The sequence below is a fragment of the Paenibacillus sp. FSL R7-0128 genome (genome assembly GCF_038002245.1).
In the GTDB taxonomy this organism is placed as follows: Bacteria; Bacillota; Bacilli; order Paenibacillales; family Paenibacillaceae; genus Paenibacillus_AQ; species Paenibacillus_AQ silagei.
This window is the reverse complement of record NZ_JBBOCD010000001.1, coordinates 7117465-7135311: the sequence shown is the minus strand read 5'-3', so window position 1 is coordinate 7135311 and position 17847 is coordinate 7117465. Positions and strand designations below refer to the sequence as shown.

Here is a 17847-nt window from a genome sequence, read left to right as displayed (position 1 = left end):
TGGAGAAGGAGAGATTGACATGACTGGATTAAGCCCGAAGGCGCAGGAGACCCTGACACGCTGGCTGCAGGACCCTTCTGTCGACGAGAACACCAAAGAAGAGCTGAAGGCCCTTGCCGGTGAACCTAAGGAACTGGAAGAGCGATTCTATAGAGATCTTGAATTTGGTACAGGCGGTTTGCGCGGAGTCATCGGAGCAGGCAGTAACCGGATGAACCGTTATACAGTCGGCCGGGCTACTCAGGGCTTCGCTGATTACATTCTGGGACAGCATACGGGAGAAGGCAGACCCTCGGTGGTTATCGCCCACGATTCCCGGCGCTTCTCGCCGGAATTCACGCTGGAGGCTGCGCTTGTACTCGCCGGCAACGGAATTGAGACCCACCTGTTCTCTTCCCTGCGTTCTACGCCGCAGTTATCCTTTACCGTCCGTCATTTGAAGGCGTCTGGAGGCATTGTAATCACTGCCAGCCACAATCCCCCTGAATATAACGGATACAAGGTCTACAATGCCCAGGGCGGACAGCTGGTGCCGCATGAAGCGGAGAAGGTTATTGCTAATATTTTGAATGTGGACTCCTTCAACGGAGTGAAGCGCATGTCTCAGGAGGCTGCAGAGAGTGCAGGCCTGCTGCACTGGCTGGGGGCCGAAGCGGACGAGGCATTTACGGATACGGTTGCTGCGGTAAGTGTCAGCCGTGAAGAGATTGCCTCTTCGCTGGGCCGTGACTTCTCCATTGTCTATACACCGCTGCACGGGACAGGCAATCTTCCGGTCCGCCGTGTACTGGAGAAGATCGGCTTCACTCAGGTACATGTAGTTCCTGAACAGGAACAGCCGGATTCCGAATTCTCTACCGTGAAATCTCCGAATCCGGAGGAACGTGAAGCCTTCACCCTGGCGATGAAGCTGGGCGAAGAGCTGAATGCGGATCTGCTGATCGGTACAGATCCGGATGCTGACCGTATGGGTGCCGTGGTTCGTGACAACGAAGGCGAATTTGTAGTGCTGTCCGGGAATCAGTCCGGCGCGCTCATGATTCATTATTTCCTGAGCCGTTTACAGGAACAAGGGAAGCTGCCGGCTAACGGCGCTGTAGTCAAGACCATTGTAACCAGTGAGATGGGCGCTGCTGTAGCCAGCCATTATGGCGCTACGGTATTCAACACCCTGACCGGATTCAAATATATCGGGGAGAAGATGAACCAGTTCGAGCAGTCGGGCGAGTATACGTATCTGTTCGGATATGAAGAAAGCTACGGCTATCTGGCCGGCAACTATGCCCGTGACAAGGATGCAGTCCTTGCTGCAATGCTGATCGCTGAAGCGGGTGCCTATTACAAGGCCCAGGGCAAGACCCTGTACGATGTGCTGCAAGAGCTGTATGCACAGTTCGGATACTTCCTGGAGAGCCTGGAATCCCGCACGCTGAAGGGCAAGGACGGAGTGGCCCAGATTCAGGGGATCATGAATGACTGGCGGACCAGCCCGCCGCACGAAATCGCCGGGGCATCCGTAACGCAGGTGCTGGACTACTCCATGGGACTGGACGGTCTGCCTAAGGAAAACGTGCTGAAATATCTGCTGTCGGACGGCTCGTGGTTCTGCCTGCGCCCTTCCGGCACGGAACCGAAGATCAAAGTGTATTTTGCCGTGGTGGGTGAATCCCTGGACAACGCCAAGCACAAGGTTGCGGAATTGACCAGTCAGGTTATGGCACGGGTAGACGGGAAATAATAAGCAATAGATAACTTCCCTGCGGAAACGGAGCTGCTCCAGATGGACAGACCTCCGTTTCCGCTTAAATTTGCCGGTGGCAAGAGGGTCGGGTCGGCAGCTGTGATGTAAGGCAATCAGCTTTAAAGTGAAAGAGGAGGTACTTTGGTGCAGCAGAAATGGCAACGCTGGAATATAGCATCACGCAAGTGGTTATGGATCATTATGGTGATAGGACTGATCGGTGCACTTCCGGTCGTATACGACCGTCTACAGACAGAGAAGTCTTCCAAATCGGTTGAGTTTGTCTTTGATTACCGCGATCTGGTTGAGGTTGCGAGCTACCGGGAGAACCCGCAGGATTATATCAACGAGCAGTTAGACCGGCTGAAGGCAGCCGGTGTTCAGAGTATGGCTATCTATGAAAATACATTGGAGGATTTCCGCAAGGCGCGCCGCCTGATGATCTGGGGAGCGTCTGATATCGCCAATCTTACCGATACTGTGATTCCGGAGAATGAGAACTATACATATGTCCTCTTTACCAGTGCGAAGAACAGTGAAATGCTCTCACCGGTTATCCGCGATGCCTTCAGCAGACTGGACATCCGGACGGAAGAATGGAACTACCGCGGCCAGCAGGGGCTGATCATCCAGACGCCGTTGGAGGATGCAACGCTCAAGCCGCTGCAGCCGGACCCGATTACACTGGAAATGCTGCACGGGAAGGGCTTCAACATTGTGCCCCGGCTTGTAGACTCTCTGGCATACAATCAGGATGCCGTGAAGAAGCTGCTGGACCGTTACGCCGAGCTTGGCGTCAAGCGGATTCTTTTTGAAGGAGAGTCTGTCAAAGGGTACTCCGATGATGCGGATACGGGCAGTCTGACCGTCTTCGCCGATCTCCTGAAGCAGCACGGGATGGGAATTGCGGCAATCGAGAATATTAAGGTTCAACAGAAGGGCTTCTCCAAGCTGGCCTATATGCTGGATTACAACGTGGCGCGCCTGTATTCACTCAGTGAGGCGGATTCCAGCCTGAAGACTGAAGTGATCGCAGACCGGTTCGCGCTGGGCACCAAAGACCGCAATATCCGTATGATCTATCTGAATACGATTCCTTCCAGAGACACTAAGAAGGCTGCTATCACAGATACGCTGGATAACCTGATTGAGAGTCTCAGCGGACCTGAGGGTGCGGTAGCCAAGATTGAGGCGAACGGCTTCAAGATTGGACAGGCTACAGCCTTTGATGTGAGCGATTCCTCCTTCCAGCGTTACTTCAAGCTGATTGCGGTAATCGGGGCGGTGGCTATGGTTGCGCTGCTGTTCTCCTACTTCATCCCTTGGCTTACTCTGCCTGTATGGGTGCTTGGACTGGTTGGAAGTGCAGGACTGCTGGTTCTGAAGCCGGCATTATTTGAACAGGCGCTTGCGCTTGCCGTAGCCATAAGTGCTCCTACCCTGGCTATAGTGCTGGCTATCCGCAAAATTAATGAGATGGGCCCTCCTTTACGCGCCAATCCGTTAACCTTTGCCGTAATGAGCCCGCGCCGCCGTCTGACCCATAGTCTCGTCCTGTATGTCAAAACCGCTTTAATCACCTTCAGTGCGGTGCCTTTCGTCATTGCGCTGCTGAATAATATTACCTATGCCCTGGTATTGGAACAGTTCCGCGGGGTAAGTCTGCTGCATTTGGCCCCGATCGGGCTTACTGCACTGTATGTGCTTTTGTACCGTGGAGAGTTTGCCTTTAACAAGACAGGTAAGCTGCTGCGGACGCCGATTACACTCGCTATGGTCATTGCCGCCGGTGTGATCGGTATCGTGGGGATGTATTATTTGAGCCGGACCGGGAATGCCGGAAGTGTAAGTGCACCGGAGAAAATCCTTCGGGTCTTCCTGGAGAATACCGTCGGGGTAAGACCGCGTAACAAGGAATTCCTGCTGGCGCATCCGCTCTTTATCCTCGGCGCATTCTTGGCCTATAAATACCGGAGTGCAGCCTTCATCATGATTATTGCTGTTATTGGGCAGTTGTCTATGGTGGATACCTTTGCTCATATTCATTCACCTGTGCTGATCTCGCTGATCCGCGGACTCCTGGGTCTTGGACTCGGCCTGATCATCGGTATTATCGCTGTTGGGGTATGGCAGATTGCGGAAGGATGTTGGAAACGATGGTCACCACTCCTCAAAAAATTGTAATCTCCGGCTTCTACGGCTTCCGCAACAGCGGAGACGAAGCCGTTCTGCAGTCGATTCTGAATGCTCTGCGCAAGCAGTCCCAGGCCGCCGGAATAACGCTTGCACCTGTGGTCTTATCCATTGATCCGGAGTGGACGGCTGCCACGTACGGGGTGGAATCTGTACACCGGATGAAGCTGGGAGAGGTCCGCAGAGCAATATCAGAAAGTGCGGGCCTGATCAGCGGCGGCGGCAGCCTGCTTCAGGATGTTACAAGCAGCAAGACCATTCCGTATTACCTTGGTATTATCAAGCTGGCCCAGTGGATGGGGAAGCCGGTATTTATCTATTCCCAGGGAATCGGCCCGGTGAACCGCAAGCTGTTTCATCCGCTGATCAAATCGATTTTCCGGAAATGTGCCTATATCTCCGTGCGGGATGAACAGTCCCGCCTGCTGCTTCAGTCTATGGGGCTTATTATTGATAAGGTAGAGGTAGTACCTGACCCGGTTATGGGTCTGGAGTTGCCTAAGGATATGAAGCCGGAACAACATACAGGAGCAGATCCGGTAGCTGGGCATACACATAGCTCCGGGCTGCAAGTTGTGCCCGCTACTGTAGGTGTCTCTGTCCGCTTCTGGGAGCAGTCCCGTAAGGAGCTGGACGCGTTGGCTGAAGGCCTGGTGAAGGCTTCTGCGGAGCAACCGCTCCATGTACGCTTTCTGCCCTTCCATCATTCTGCAGACAATGAGGCTTCCCGCTATGTAATGCAGAAGCTGGGCCGGAATATAGAAGACAATGGGGGATCGGTAACGATCCGTGAGGATGCACTTCATCCGCTGCAGATGCTGCGGGAGGTAAGCCAGTGCCAGGCGCTTATAGGTATGCGGCTGCACAGCCTTATCTATGCTGCGGGACAGCGTGTTCCGCTGATGGGCGTCTCTTATGATCCGAAGATTGATCATTTTCTTGGGCGGGTGGATTGTCAGCCGGTAGGCAAGACAGATACACTGGAGGCAGACAAGGTGGCTGCCGGGCTTCTGGAGCTGCTGAGCTCAGGGGAGCGATGGAAGCAGGAGCGGGAGCCGCTGATTGCCGCGCTCACCCAAGAGGCAGAGGCACCGGCCCGGCGAATTGTCCAATATTTCGGCCGTAAAGGATGAGTGACAAGTGAAAGCAGATAGCGCATTACCGACAGTACCCATTTTTGGCATACGAGTATCCAAGGCGGATATGAAGACCACCGTTTCCTATCTGACAGAGGCGGTTCATAAGCGTGAGCCTCATCAGGTAATTACTGCCAATCCGATTATGGTCATGGCGGCGCTGGAGAATCCATCTTATATGGAAATTATGAAATCAGCAGAGCTGGTTGTCCCTGACGGAACCGGAGTGGTGTGGGCCGCGAATTATTGTCAGGAGCCTGTAGCTGAGCGTGTAGCGGGCTTTGATCTTTTACATGAATTATTGCACCAAGGCGAAAGCTATAACTGGAGAGTATATTTGCTCGGTTCAACCCCTGAGGTGATTCGCGAGACGGCTTCCCGGTTACAAACAAGATATCCCGGTATTGTCATCGCAGGATATCATGACGGGTATTTTGGTCCGGCAGAGGATGAACAAATTGTGGGCGGAATCCTTGAAGCGAAGCCTGACTTGCTCTTTGTTGCCAGAGGAGCGGACAGCCAGGAGCCATGGATCGCCAAATACAAAGCCCGGCTGCAGATCCCGGTGATGATGGGTGTCGGCGGGAGCTTTGATGTGATCTCCGGCAAGAGCCGCCGTGCCCCTGTGGCCTTCCAGAAATTAAGGGCAGAATGGTTATACCGGCTGCTCAAGGAACCTACACGTTACAAAAGAATGCTTGCGCTGCCGAAATTCGCAGTAAAAGTGGTACGAGAGAAAGATAAAGTGACAAAAGACCAGTAAAATGAGGAAATTTACTGAAAAAATCCGTGGTATCGCCTAAAAACAGTATTGGAATTTGTTTTTGGTTCAGCGTATAATTCAATGCGGTAGAGAAATGGAGGTCGACTTTTCACATGTTAATCATATACATCGCCGGATTCGTTGTGTGCATGGGGCTTGCACTGCTTTTGACGCCGTTCGTGAAGAAATTCGCCATTAAGATCGGTGCGACAGATGTGCCAAATGCCCGGAAAGTGCATACGAAGATCATGCCCCGCCTTGGCGGACTCGGCATATTTCTGGCGTTTGTGTTAGGCCTGCTTGCCGTATTACCGATTATTCCGTATGACTTCACTCCCCGGGAGGCTAATTTCATTAAAGCGCTGCTATGCGGCGGAGGCCTGATTGTGTTGATCGGCGGTCTGGATGACCGTTTTGAGCTATCAGCCAAAGTGAAGCTGCTGGGCCAGATTGCTGCTGCCTGTATTGTAGTTTTCGGGTTTGGCATCACGGTAGATTTCGTAAATATTCCTTTTCATAATAGCTATTCTTCCTTAGAGAGCTGGATTGCCATCCCTCTGACGATCTTCTGGATTGTCGGCGTCACGAACGCCGTGAACCTGATCGATGGGCTGGACGGGCTTGCAGCAGGCGTATCCGGTATTGCCATTGCTACGATTGCTGTCATGGCTTTCCTGATGGGGAACACCATGGTTGCCCTGCTCTGTCTGCTGCTTCTGGGCAGCATACTGGGATTCCTGTTCTTCAACTTCCATCCCGCCAAAATCTTCATGGGAGATACGGGCTCGCTGTTCCTGGGCTTCTGCCTGGCACTGCTTGCACTCCTCGGCTTCAAACAGATTGCGGTGGTTTCATTCATCACACCACTCCTGATTATCGGAGTTCCGTTATCGGATACGTTCTTCGCCATCGTCCGGCGCAAGCTGCAGAAGAAGCCGATCTTCGCTCCGGACAAAGGCCATCTCCATCACTGTCTGCGCGAGCTCGGCTTCAGCCACCGCCAGACGGTACTGATCATCTACGGCATTGCCGCATTCTTCGGTATCCTGGCAGTCATCCAGACCTCTGCTTCGCTCTACGAAGCCAACTGGGTTACCTTCGTAGTCATCTGCGTCATGCTCTTCTTCCTGCAGATCGGCGCAGAGATCACCGGCGTCATCAGCAAGACCAAGCGCCCGGTGATTGATTTGTTTTTGAGAATGCGGATGAAGGTTGGGCAAGAGCGGGGCAGTAAGTTATAATTTCTTTTGAAGCTGAATACGATTCACAAATTGTTTCATTAAATATCGGTGCGTATCCTTCCATAAGGGTACGCTCTTTTTTTTGTCTTATTGCAGATCTGGATGCCGCTTACAGAAAAGTTGGGCGGAGTCCTTCATATTATGGGCTGCTGGACCGATAAAATAATTATCATCAACAAAAGGGAGAGGTTAATGACATGCAGCGCATGAAAAAAACATTTATCTGGACACTTCTGTTCGCTTTATTGGTATCCTTAGTCCCGCCGGGACTTATGAATATTGCGGCGGCTGCAGATAAGCCGACCAGTTACTTTACACCGGATAATCAAAAGCTTCGGAATACGGTTGATCTGACTTTACTTCCATCATCTTCAGTGCCGTCATTGCAAATTGCCAGAGATAATGTATTGCAGGTGACAGATGCAAGCCTGACAGTTACAGGTACCTTTACAAAGGTAACCAGTTCTACACTCGGAGCAAATGTACAATTATTAAATTGGGATCAGCAGAACAACAAATGGCTGGAAGATCCTACACACGTAACACCGGGAGTGGTCCAACTGGATGTTGACAGCCCCGATAACCGTTTCAGTGCCAATCTGACCTTGTATCCTGGTATGAACCGGATTACATTGACCGGATCGCAAGGCAGCAATGACCGCTCAGAAGCATTTTACGTTCTCTTCGATAAGGTTCCTTATGTGGAGAAGCTTCAGGTTCTTGGAGGATCAGAGAAGCTGAATCTAAATGAAGGCGCACAGTTAGTCGTAGCCAACAAGGAAATCACACTTGAAGGTAAAGCGCAGAATGCCACCAAGGTTACGGTTTCCCTTAATGATGGCACTGCTTCAAGCACATCATTATTGCAGGATGGCACTTTCTTTTCCCAGCGTATGGAGCTTAAGCCTGGGGTGAACAGCCTTAAGCTGGTTGTACAGAATGGTTCTGACACACTCAGCTTTCAATATTCAATTTTCTATTATGATGAGAAGAACCCAATAGTCGCTATGTACTTAGGAGATAGTACCGGTCAAGGGCAGGACCTCTTGTACGGTGATCAGCCAGTGATGACAGAGGATAAAGATACTGCCAGCCTATTTGTCCAGATGATGGTTCCAGACAATGCCGGAGTGCCTTTCAGCGGTTCGGCAGTTGTGAAGCTGGATAGTGCAGTACCCGCTATTGAATATGGGGAAGGATTAACCCTTGGAAGTGGTGGTACTGTAGAGTTAAAAGTAGGCAATGGTGAAATTTTGGTGCCATCTCCAATTAAGGATTCGCCTGCTTATCGGCTGGTAACATTTAAAATCCCTTTGACCTTAACAAAGGATAATGCAACACCTGCCAACCGTTTAGAAAAGCAGACGCACAATCTTTCAGTAGCGTATGGAACCAAGACCGTTAACCGGTCCATTGATTTTCAGTATATGAAGAATAACATTGTAATTACAGATATGAAGTATCTGCCTGGATATAACGGAACAACAGGGACAGTACCTGCCGGAGTAGCGCTGAATGGGGCTAAGGTGGATTCTGGAGAATTCTATATCTTGGTTAAAACCAATACAGCTATGACAACCACTCCTGTAAAGCTGCTTGCAAGCTATTTGCCTTTGTCCACCAGAGTTTTAGCGCCGGAATGGATAAAGGCGGTATCGCCAACAGAACATATCTTTAAAATTACGGATTTCCAGAACGGGAATCAGACCGTCCGGTTCAAGATAGATGGCTCATCCTCAAACAAGGATGTTAATATTTCTTTTGCCTCGAAGAGCTACATTTATGTATCCAACCTTACGGATGGGCAGACTTATGTAATTAACTCCAGCGAGAGCAAAGTATTGAACGTAAAGGGACAATATATCGACTTTAATCTGGGTAGCAGCTACTTCCTGGCTGAAATGTATGTGAATGGGTTGAAAATAAAACCTACAGGAACAGAGAAGTGGCCAAATCCAAGTGATGGTGCTTTTTCTGTAGATTTAAAAATTGATGCAAGTGCAGGCCCTATTGTATTCGGGGAGAACAAAATTGTCCTGACAGGAACAGGGGTAGATGAAAAAGGACAGGTTCGTGAGGTCCGCAAGGAACTGCGTGTCTATATTCTTGATGAGAATGTATCAACCATCAGCAAATTCCAGCCGGCCTTAGGCACAGGAAGACCTACATTCCCGGACGCTAATTTTGGACCAACGGATGTACTGCTCACGAAGCTGTTCAATTTGACACCTGATTTTATTTATAATGATACAAAGTATACAACTAGTCTGAAAACCTATGATTTGGTGCTGCGAGGCAGCGGGGCAGTGAAGCTGAATCTGAACATGGGTACCAAAAATATATTGTCGCTTGATATTCCGGCTAACGCCAGTGCTGCTAATACAGCAAGCCCGGTGTTTGCGGATCAACGTTATACTACCAGCTTTGCCGGCAGTCAGAAGGATTTCGTAATGCGGATTCAGGATCTCACCAATGATACACCGGGAACCTACATCTATACGCTGGAACTGATCAACAGCACGGGTGCCAAGACTAGTCAGAAACTGGAGCTGATCCGGGAGGTCAGTGCTTACCGCATTCTGTCTCCTCAGCCCTCTGTAGGGACTCAGTATGTTGTGAACAAGAACTTTGTTCATTTTGATATTGAGGCTGAGGGAGCTACAAGTGTAGTTATTGACAAAGAGCAGGCCGTTAAGCGAACGGATCTGGGACCGGGCAGGTTCGTTCTGGATTACGTAGGCTTGAAGCCAGATAAGGCAAACAGCATCAAAATTCAAATTGTCAGAGGAAGCAGTACAAGTACAGATACTATCTCAATATTCTATACGGGCACTGTAGCAGTTGATTCGCAATACATGGCGCCTAAGGTAGCGGACAAATACAGTGTATTTAATAAGAAGCTAGAATTGACCTTCCCGAAAGGGACTGTAATGCAAAGTACAGATACACGCAATCTGAAGAAGTTCTATCCTGATACCAAACTTCGCTTCGGTATTGCTGAACCGACAACAGGTGTGGTCGAACGCCGTAACGATTATGGCAATGTCATCGGCTTCCCGGTAACATTTGAAGAGAGCGGAATTCCTAACTGGACCATTCCCGATGAATTCTCACTTCGTTTCAGTTCTCCATATGAGAGCAGTAACTTCGTAAGAATATCCGATGTGTACTGGATTAGCGGAGGCTTGGGCGAATTGGGTACAGTATCGACTGGAGGGTACATTCCTGCAACGAATGGCCTGGCTCCATATTCTGTAGATGGTTTGTTCGGTGATCCGCAGACTCCGGCAGAACGCAAGATCACACCGTCCAAGCGGGGGAAACTAACCCTGGCCTTTGACTCCAATGTCGTTGACGATGCGGGGACCGTTGTAACTGTATTCCAATATAACTCCAACCGTGAATGGGTGAATATTGGTGGTACTGTGGATACCAACAAGCATACAATCAGTGTTCCGTTTGATGAATTTGGTTATTACAAGGTTATGAAAATGAGCCGTGGCTATAACGATATTACGAATCACCAATGGGCCCGGAACATTCTTAATGCCCTGTATTCCAAGGGGATCATGAATAATCTTCGTTTTGAACAGTTTGGCACAGACGATCAGACAACAAGAGGAGAGTTCGCGACCCTGCTTGTTAAGGGCTTGAATCTGCCGCTTAACTACGATAGTAATAAGACCTATTCAGATTTGGTTCCAGGGGCCAGTTCAGTAACCTGGGATTATGAACATATTGAGACAGCATCCAGAGCCGGAATTGTGACTGGACTTACCGATGGGGTATTTGGTCCAGATCAACCGATTACGCGTGAGCAAGCAGCTGTGATGATTGCCAGAGCACTCAAGCTGAAGCTGCCGGTTAATGATCAGAAATTAAAGGATGCAGTAGCCAAGTCCTTCCTGGATTCCGGTAAGATAGAGTCCTATGCATTAGCCGCAGTTCAGGCCGTGTCAAAGGCTAAAATTATGAATGGGGCTGAAGTGACCACTACGGGACAAAAGAAGGCTTCGTACAACTTTAATCCTAAAGCCAATATGACAAGAGCTGAGGCTGGTAAAATAGCTGTGGAGCTTTTGAAGAAAAGCACTACAATTTTCCCTAAAACCCTGAGCTAGGCAGTAACAGTCCCAGAGTAAAAACCTTATTCAGGTTAAATTACCATTCGGACATCTTTGTAATCTGCTCCCATTTGCGTTACAATGTCAAAGAAACCATTTTTACGTGAAAGGTGAAAGCCATCGATGAAACCGATTTTATCAAAAGCACAATTGGATTACACGAAAGCAAAGAATATGTTTGAGAATAGAGCAAAGGTTATGGAAAAGGAAATTGCAGCGAAGCGGGCTCTGCAGGAGATCACTCAGGAGGTAATGGAAGAGCTTGTCCAAGCAACTGGCTTCCATGATGCTTATAATGAACTTGTTATTGCTGAGAATGCTTTGATCGATTGGTCCCATAGCACCATCAAGCATGAGAAGACCTACCGTGAGAACCGCGCGGCGATTGATGCCATGTATGAGAATGTAAATGCAAGCCCTGAGAAGCGCCAGGAGTTAATACAGCTATCGATGAAGATTCGTTAGCCCTGGATATACTGAATTGAAGGTAAGGCTGCTGAGTTGATCTCAGTAGCCTTTCTTTATGTCAATCATTATCCGGGAACGTGTTAACCCTGCTGCAATGTGGGTATATACTTATTAGCTCGAATGTTGGTCAACAAAAAAATCACATTTAGTATGCAATATTTGTTTATGAACTTAGCAAATATTGTTTAATGACGTTTGGAATGCCTCTATGCTATACTGATTCCCGTAGCCACCCAACATTAACAATAGTTAGTAGAACATACATATTGTATCTTCTAGAGTATCGGGGCAGGGATACAGCAGGGCAGAAAAAGTTTTTTTAACCAAAGCGCAACTTTTTTGAAACTATTGCGTTTAAGGTGTAGAGTCACTTGCACAAGGCAATTGCGGAATGCCCTCAAGGCATTGTTCATTGCTAAATGGAAAAATTAGCTTTACGTGACTAGAGGCACATTGTATAATACTTAGGTAGAATTAGGAATCTAGTATTACTATGCCTTGAAGCTGTTTACAAGTTTCTGTGATACCCGTCACAGACATTATTTATACTTAATCTGCTCAACTCGGGAAAGGGGGTGCTCGACAAATGAGTGATATGAGCTACACAACTAAAGAAAAATCCCAGTTTATGAATGTCCAAGGAGGAGAAAAAAAGGTTATGAAGAAAATTTTATCCGTAGCATTATCTACAGCAATGGCATTCTCGATGTTTGCCTCTGTAGCATTTGGTGAAACAGCAAAGGTAACTTCACAACAAGCATTTGATGCTTTAGCAGCAAAGGGTGTTGTTAATGGGTTCCCTGATGGTAAGGCTCATCTTGATAAAGATCTGACTCGCGGAGAATTCGCTAAGATCGTTACTAAATTGTTCGGTCTTACTGAAGTAACTGGCAAGTTGTCTTACAACGATAAAGGTTACAACGCTAAAAACTGGGCTGTTCCTTACATCGAAGCAGTTACTGCAGCAGGATTGATGCAGGGTCAAGATACTGTTAAAGGTATCTTCAACTACAACGGTAAAGTAACAGTTGAAGAAGTAGCTAAAGTATTGGCTATCGCTCTTAAGCTGGAACAACCAACTACAACTGATAACAGTGCATCTGTATGGGCTAAGGGCTATGCGCAAGCAGTTATCAACGCTGGTCTGGTAGAGAAAACTGCCAACTTCAAAGCTAACGCTCTTCGTTCTTTGGTAGTTGAAACAGCTTACTATGCTGACCAAATCGGTAAAGTTCCTACATTGACTGTAGCTTCTGCTGAAGCAGTAAGCCCAACCAAAGTAGTTGTAACTTTCTCTGACAAAACTACTGCAAACGTTGAATTGACAACTGCTCTGGTAGCAGGTGTTGAACAAACAATCAACTTCAAACACCTTGAAAAGGACTATACTGCAAAAGTAACTCTGCAGGCTCCTAAGGTTGTTTCTGTAACAACTCCAAACTCGAAGCAAGTAGTTGTTAAGTTCAATCGCACAATTGACACTGATACTGTAGCTGAATCCAGCAGACTGCTTGATGAAGTTATCAAGATCACTAAGGTTGGCACTAAGGACAATGATGCAGTTAACGCTAATGTGACATTCAATGCCGATAATACTGAGGCTGTAATCACCTTGGCTAACGTTCCAACTATCAAGTTCCTTAAGGGTAACTACAACATCGAAATTAGTGGTGATATTCGCACAACTTCTGCAGAATCCATTCCAGCTTTCCTTCAGACTGTGAATGTTGCTGACACAGTAGCTCCGACTATTGTATCTACAACTGCTGCTGCGAAAACAAACACTAAAGATGTTTATGTTAAATTTAGCGAGCCAGTAAAAACTACGGGTATCGTAGCTTACGTTAACGGTGTATCTGCTCAAGCTACTGCTACTACTGCTACTTATGATGAATTCAAACTGACTGGCGGATCACTGGATAGTGGTAAAACTTATGATGTTTCTCTGCAGAATGTATCTGACTATGCAGGAAATACCATTACACCGAATCCTACAAAAACTACAGTTACAGTTACCTCCGATGTTGCAGCTCCTGTCATTAAGAGCGTAACTCCGGTAAGTGACAGATTTATCGAAGTTGAATTCGATAAAACAGTAGACCGTGCATCTCTGGTAGGTAACGTTCGTTTGCTGAACTCTTCTGGTGAAAGCCAAGGTACTTTCTCTGTTCTAACTTCTGAGAATGGCAAGAAGTTCACTCTGCAATCGCCTAGAATTTCATTCCCATCCAGCAACACTTTCACCGGTTCAGTTGTGTTCGGTGCTAATGTTAAGGACACACTGGGCAACATCCTGGGAACGGCTTCTAACCAAGCCATCACATTCACTAAGGACACAGTGGCTCCAACAGTGACTAATGTAACTTACTCGACAACTACAGCGAACAAAGGTATTGCCTTGAGATTCACTAAGGATGTTGACTATGTTGGTAAGGGTACTGTATACCTGATCAGTGAATCAACTGGTGAATCCATTATTGTTCCAACTACCGGATTCAAGAAAAACAACGAAAAAACTATCGTCCTTCCAGTTCCAGCTTCTGTAGCTGCTGGTAAGTACACTCTGCGTGTACCGGCTGGTTTGGTGAAAGATAAATCTTACAGTGGCAACGAAAATACTGCACAAGTATTGGATGTTACTCTGGGAGCTTCTTCCACTGATGATAAGGGACCAGAATTGTTCCTGCCAACTGCTGGCGCAACACCGATCAAATTCATTGACAGTGTGAAAGTTAGCGGAGACAGCGTTACTAATACTGTATATGGCGAAGCAACCATTACAGTTGATCTGAAGGATCCAAGTGGTCTGAATAGTGCGACTTTGATTGATCCAAACAGCTATACACTGGACGGTAAAGCACTTCCAGCTGGATCATTCCCATCTGTAACTACTCTTGATTCTAATGGTAATACAATTGGATCTACGAAGAATCCTGTATATGCTCGCGTAACTATTAAGATTCCTAGTAGTGCAATTGAGACCACTAAAACTGATTACGAGTTCATCGTAAGCGGAGTTACTGACACTGTTGGTAACGGCATTGATGGTACACAAGCTAAAGCTAAGGGTAAGCTGACTAGCAGAATTAAACCGACCCTTAACACTGCAGCAGTATCTGGAGGAAGCTCCACTGAACTGATCCTTGGATTCTCTAAAGATGTAGTTGGTCTTACCAAAGAGAACCTCACAAGTAACCTGCAGTTCTTTATCAACAATGATGTTGTTGATAACCAGGCTGTTAAGAAAGAACATATCGTTTCGGTTACTGAAATCAAGTACGGTTCTGACAAGGGTAAATGGTCTGTTAAGTTCTCGAAACAAATCATTGATTCTAAAGCAGGTGCCCTTGAGGAGCTTGACCTTAACGCTAATGAAGTTAACAGAATTATTGTTAAAGTCGTTAAAGGCGCTACGTTCACTGATGGTGACGGAAACGTTATTAAAGACGACACTAACGAAATTTACGCTAAGTAATCTCCGATTACCGAAGCAAAGAATAGCCTCTTCGGAGGCTATTCTTTTTTTATAGCCATTTATCCCACTATGAGGAGGAATTACTTTTGAAGACGGCTTGGAAAGTTACGATGTCCGCAGTGCTGCTGGCAGGTGGCCTGTGGGCAGGCTCCATGCTCAACTTAACGGCTGAAGGCGCCGGTGTTGGATCACAGCCAGGAACGGCTGAGGACCCGGTGGTTACTAAGAGCTATGTGGACCAACAGATTCAGAAGGCTTTGCAGGGTGGAACAATTAGTCCACCTACTCAGACTCCGGCTGCTACTGCAACTAATGCACCGGCTGCAACCACAGCTCCAACCAAAGCGCCGGCTTCCGGTTCGGGTGACACAGGCAATACGGGCAATGCCAGCGAAATCGTTGATGTGAAACCTGGACAAACCCTGATTGCCGGGGCGGGTGCTGAATTTATTGTTCGCGCCGGCAAAGCGGTTATTTATTCCCAAGATGCTAATGGAGTAGCTGATTTGACGGATGGTGTCGATTTGGCGAATGGTGTAGCTGCGCCTATGAATCATCTATTATCTTTCCCCCGGGATGGCCGTGGAATTGCTGTACAGGACGGTCAAACGATGAAAATCGTTGTTATGGTCCGTGGAGCATATACTCTGAAATAGCTGCAATCTTTTTTTAAGAACACTTCAATCGACATTTTTCTTTCTATATAAAGAATGCCCTATTTTGGACCTCCATATACACCGGAACTCATTCCCACAGTTGACAAACATTAAGCCGACTCAGGCCTTTGCGATTCGTACACAATACCACCTGTAATCTTAAAAAAAATTCGCAGGAGGTGCTGTAACATGGCACGTACAAATCGCAGTGTGGTACCAGAAAGCCGGGCAATGCTGAAACAAATGCAATATGAAATTGCTTCTGAATTCGGATTATATGGAGCTTCGTACGGCGGAGGGATGGATACGGAGTTTGCTTCTGAGCTGGGGACGATTGGCGGAGCAAGTGTTTCTGGAGGTACTCCATATCTGGGACATCTAAGCTCCAGAGATAATGGATCTGTTGGCGGGGAAATCACAAAGAGGTTGATCAAACAGGCAGAGCAGTCTCTTTTCGCATAACTGGCTTCAATTGACAGCCACCGGTAAATAAGATAATATGACCTTTGAGGAAGGCCGTAGACCTTTTCCATCCGGAAAAGGTTCATTTTTTGAATAAAACAGGCATTGGCCATTATTATTCTACTACTTATATTTGGCCTGTTATCTACTAGGGAGCCCCCTTGAATACAGTGTCAGATCAACAATATGGGAGGTTGTTGTATATGTCGATCAAAGGGCGTCATCTGTTTACTTCTGAGTCCGTAACGGAGGGACACCCCGATAAAATCTGTGATCAGATATCCGACGCGGTACTAGATGCATTTCTTGCTAACGATCCTAATGCCCGTGTAGCTTGTGAGGTAGCTGTAGCAACAGGTCTTGTGCTTGTCATCGGGGAAATTAGCACTAAATCTGAATATGTGGATATTCCGGCAATCGTACGTAATACTATTAAGGAAATTGGCTATACCCGCGCGAAGTTTGGCTTTGATTATAATACTTGTGCGGTTCTTAGCTCGTTGAACGAGCAATCGGCAGACATTGCCCAGGGTGTAAACGCTGCTCTTGAGCATCGGGACCCTGCGTCATTAGCTGAAGAGACTGCTAACATTGGTGCCGGTGACCAAGGTCTGATGTTCGGGTTCGCTACGAATGAGACACCTGAGCTTATGCCGCTTCCGATTGCCCTGTCTCACCGGATTGCCCGGCGTCTGGCGGAAGTCCGTAAAGATGGAACTTTGAAATATCTGCGTCCGGATGGCAAAACCCAGGTTACGATTGAGTACCAGGGCGACAAGCCGGTGCGTGTGGATACTATTGTTGTGTCTACCCAGCATGCAGAAGAAATTACCCTTGAACAAATTCAGGCAGACATCAAAGAGCATGTCATTCTTCCGGTTGTTCCGGCTGAGCTATTGGATGAAGCCACTAAATACTTCATTAATCCTACTGGCCGCTTTGTTATTGGTGGTCCTCAAGGAGATGCCGGTCTGACTGGACGCAAAATCATTGTGGATACATATGGCGGTTATGCCCGTCACGGCGGCGGAGCCTTCTCCGGTAAAGATCCGACCAAAGTGGACCGTTCTGCAGCCTATGCGGCTCGTTATGTAGCGAAGAATCTGGTCGCTGCCGGCCTTGCTGACAAGTGCGAGATTCAATTGGCGTATGCTATCGGTGTTGCTACCCCTGTATCGATCAATGTGGATACATATGGAACGGGCAAGATCAGTGAGGAGAAGCTGGTTCAACTGATCAGCGATAACTTTGATCTTCGTCCGGCGGGAATCATCTCGATGCTGGATCTGCGTAAGCCTATCTATAGACAGACAGCAGCTTATGGACATTTTGGCCGCACAGATGTGGACCTTCCGTGGGAACGCGTAGATAAGGCGGATTTGTTAAAGGCCCAGTCTGGAATCTAAGAAATTAAGAATAAATATGCCCATACAGAAGTCCTCATGAAGAGGGTGATGTGTGGGCTTTTTTTTGTGAAAAAGCAAGCCGATGTGCCCGCAGCCGTCATCTTCTAAACTTTGGAAGCCCTTTAGCCGAAATATAACAGTATACAAATACAAGAAGTGCTGGAAGGGCTGAAAGGGGTTTT

The 17847-nt window shown here is 47.7% G+C and carries 11 protein-coding genes; all 11 read left to right on the top strand.

Annotation, left to right across the window (positions count from 1 at the left end):
- Window positions 1–19: 19 nt before the first annotated feature.
- Window positions 20–1738, top strand: a complete 1719-nt coding sequence (locus NST26_RS30525; RefSeq protein WP_340957557.1) for a phospho-sugar mutase — start codon at window positions 20–22, stop codon at window positions 1736–1738.
- Between the two features lie 147 nt (window positions 1739–1885).
- Window positions 1886–3925, top strand: coding sequence for a DUF5693 family protein (locus NST26_RS30520; protein ID WP_036721699.1), 2040 nt, complete (start codon window positions 1886–1888; stop codon window positions 3923–3925).
- Window positions 3898–5067: a polysaccharide pyruvyl transferase CsaB gene (csaB, locus tag NST26_RS30515; RefSeq protein ID WP_036721697.1), complete on the top strand. Its 1170-nt coding sequence runs from the start codon at window positions 3898–3900 to the stop codon at window positions 5065–5067. The genes NST26_RS30520 and csaB overlap by 28 nt, the downstream gene beginning before the upstream one ends.
- Window positions 5068–5074: 7 nt before the next feature.
- On the top strand, window positions 5075–5833 hold the full coding sequence (locus tag NST26_RS30510) for a WecB/TagA/CpsF family glycosyltransferase (RefSeq protein ID WP_036721695.1): 759 nt from the start codon (window positions 5075–5077) through the stop codon (window positions 5831–5833).
- Between the two features lie 113 nt (window positions 5834–5946).
- Window positions 5947–7074 carry a glycosyltransferase family 4 protein gene (locus NST26_RS30505; protein ID WP_036721693.1) on the top strand — a complete coding sequence of 376 codons (1128 nt, stop codon included), beginning with the start codon at window positions 5947–5949 and terminating at the stop codon, window positions 7072–7074.
- Window positions 7075–7271: 197 nt separating this feature from the next.
- Window positions 7272–11195, top strand: coding sequence for an S-layer homology domain-containing protein (locus NST26_RS30500; RefSeq protein WP_036721691.1), 3924 nt, complete (start codon window positions 7272–7274; stop codon window positions 11193–11195).
- A gap of 126 nt (window positions 11196–11321) precedes the next feature.
- On the top strand, window positions 11322–11663 hold the full coding sequence (locus NST26_RS30495) for a hypothetical protein (protein ID WP_036721689.1): 342 nt from the start codon (window positions 11322–11324) through the stop codon (window positions 11661–11663).
- A 589-nt stretch (window positions 11664–12252) separates the two neighbouring features.
- Window positions 12253–15141 carry a DUF4469 domain-containing protein gene (locus tag NST26_RS30490; protein ID WP_051477751.1) on the top strand — a complete coding sequence of 963 codons (2889 nt, stop codon included), beginning with the start codon at window positions 12253–12255 and terminating at the stop codon, window positions 15139–15141.
- A gap of 86 nt (window positions 15142–15227) precedes the next feature.
- Window positions 15228–15797 (top strand): hypothetical protein, encoded by a 570-nt coding sequence (locus tag NST26_RS30485; RefSeq protein ID WP_036721688.1) that lies wholly within the window; start codon window positions 15228–15230, stop codon window positions 15795–15797.
- A gap of 189 nt (window positions 15798–15986) precedes the next feature.
- Window positions 15987–16259 carry an alpha/beta-type small acid-soluble spore protein gene (locus NST26_RS30480; RefSeq protein WP_036721686.1) on the top strand — a complete coding sequence of 91 codons (273 nt, stop codon included), beginning with the start codon at window positions 15987–15989 and terminating at the stop codon, window positions 16257–16259.
- 203 nt (window positions 16260–16462) lie between these two features.
- Window positions 16463–17665, top strand: coding sequence for a methionine adenosyltransferase (gene metK / locus NST26_RS30475; protein ID WP_076084485.1), 1203 nt, complete (start codon window positions 16463–16465; stop codon window positions 17663–17665).
- Window positions 17666–17847 lie beyond the last annotated feature (182 nt).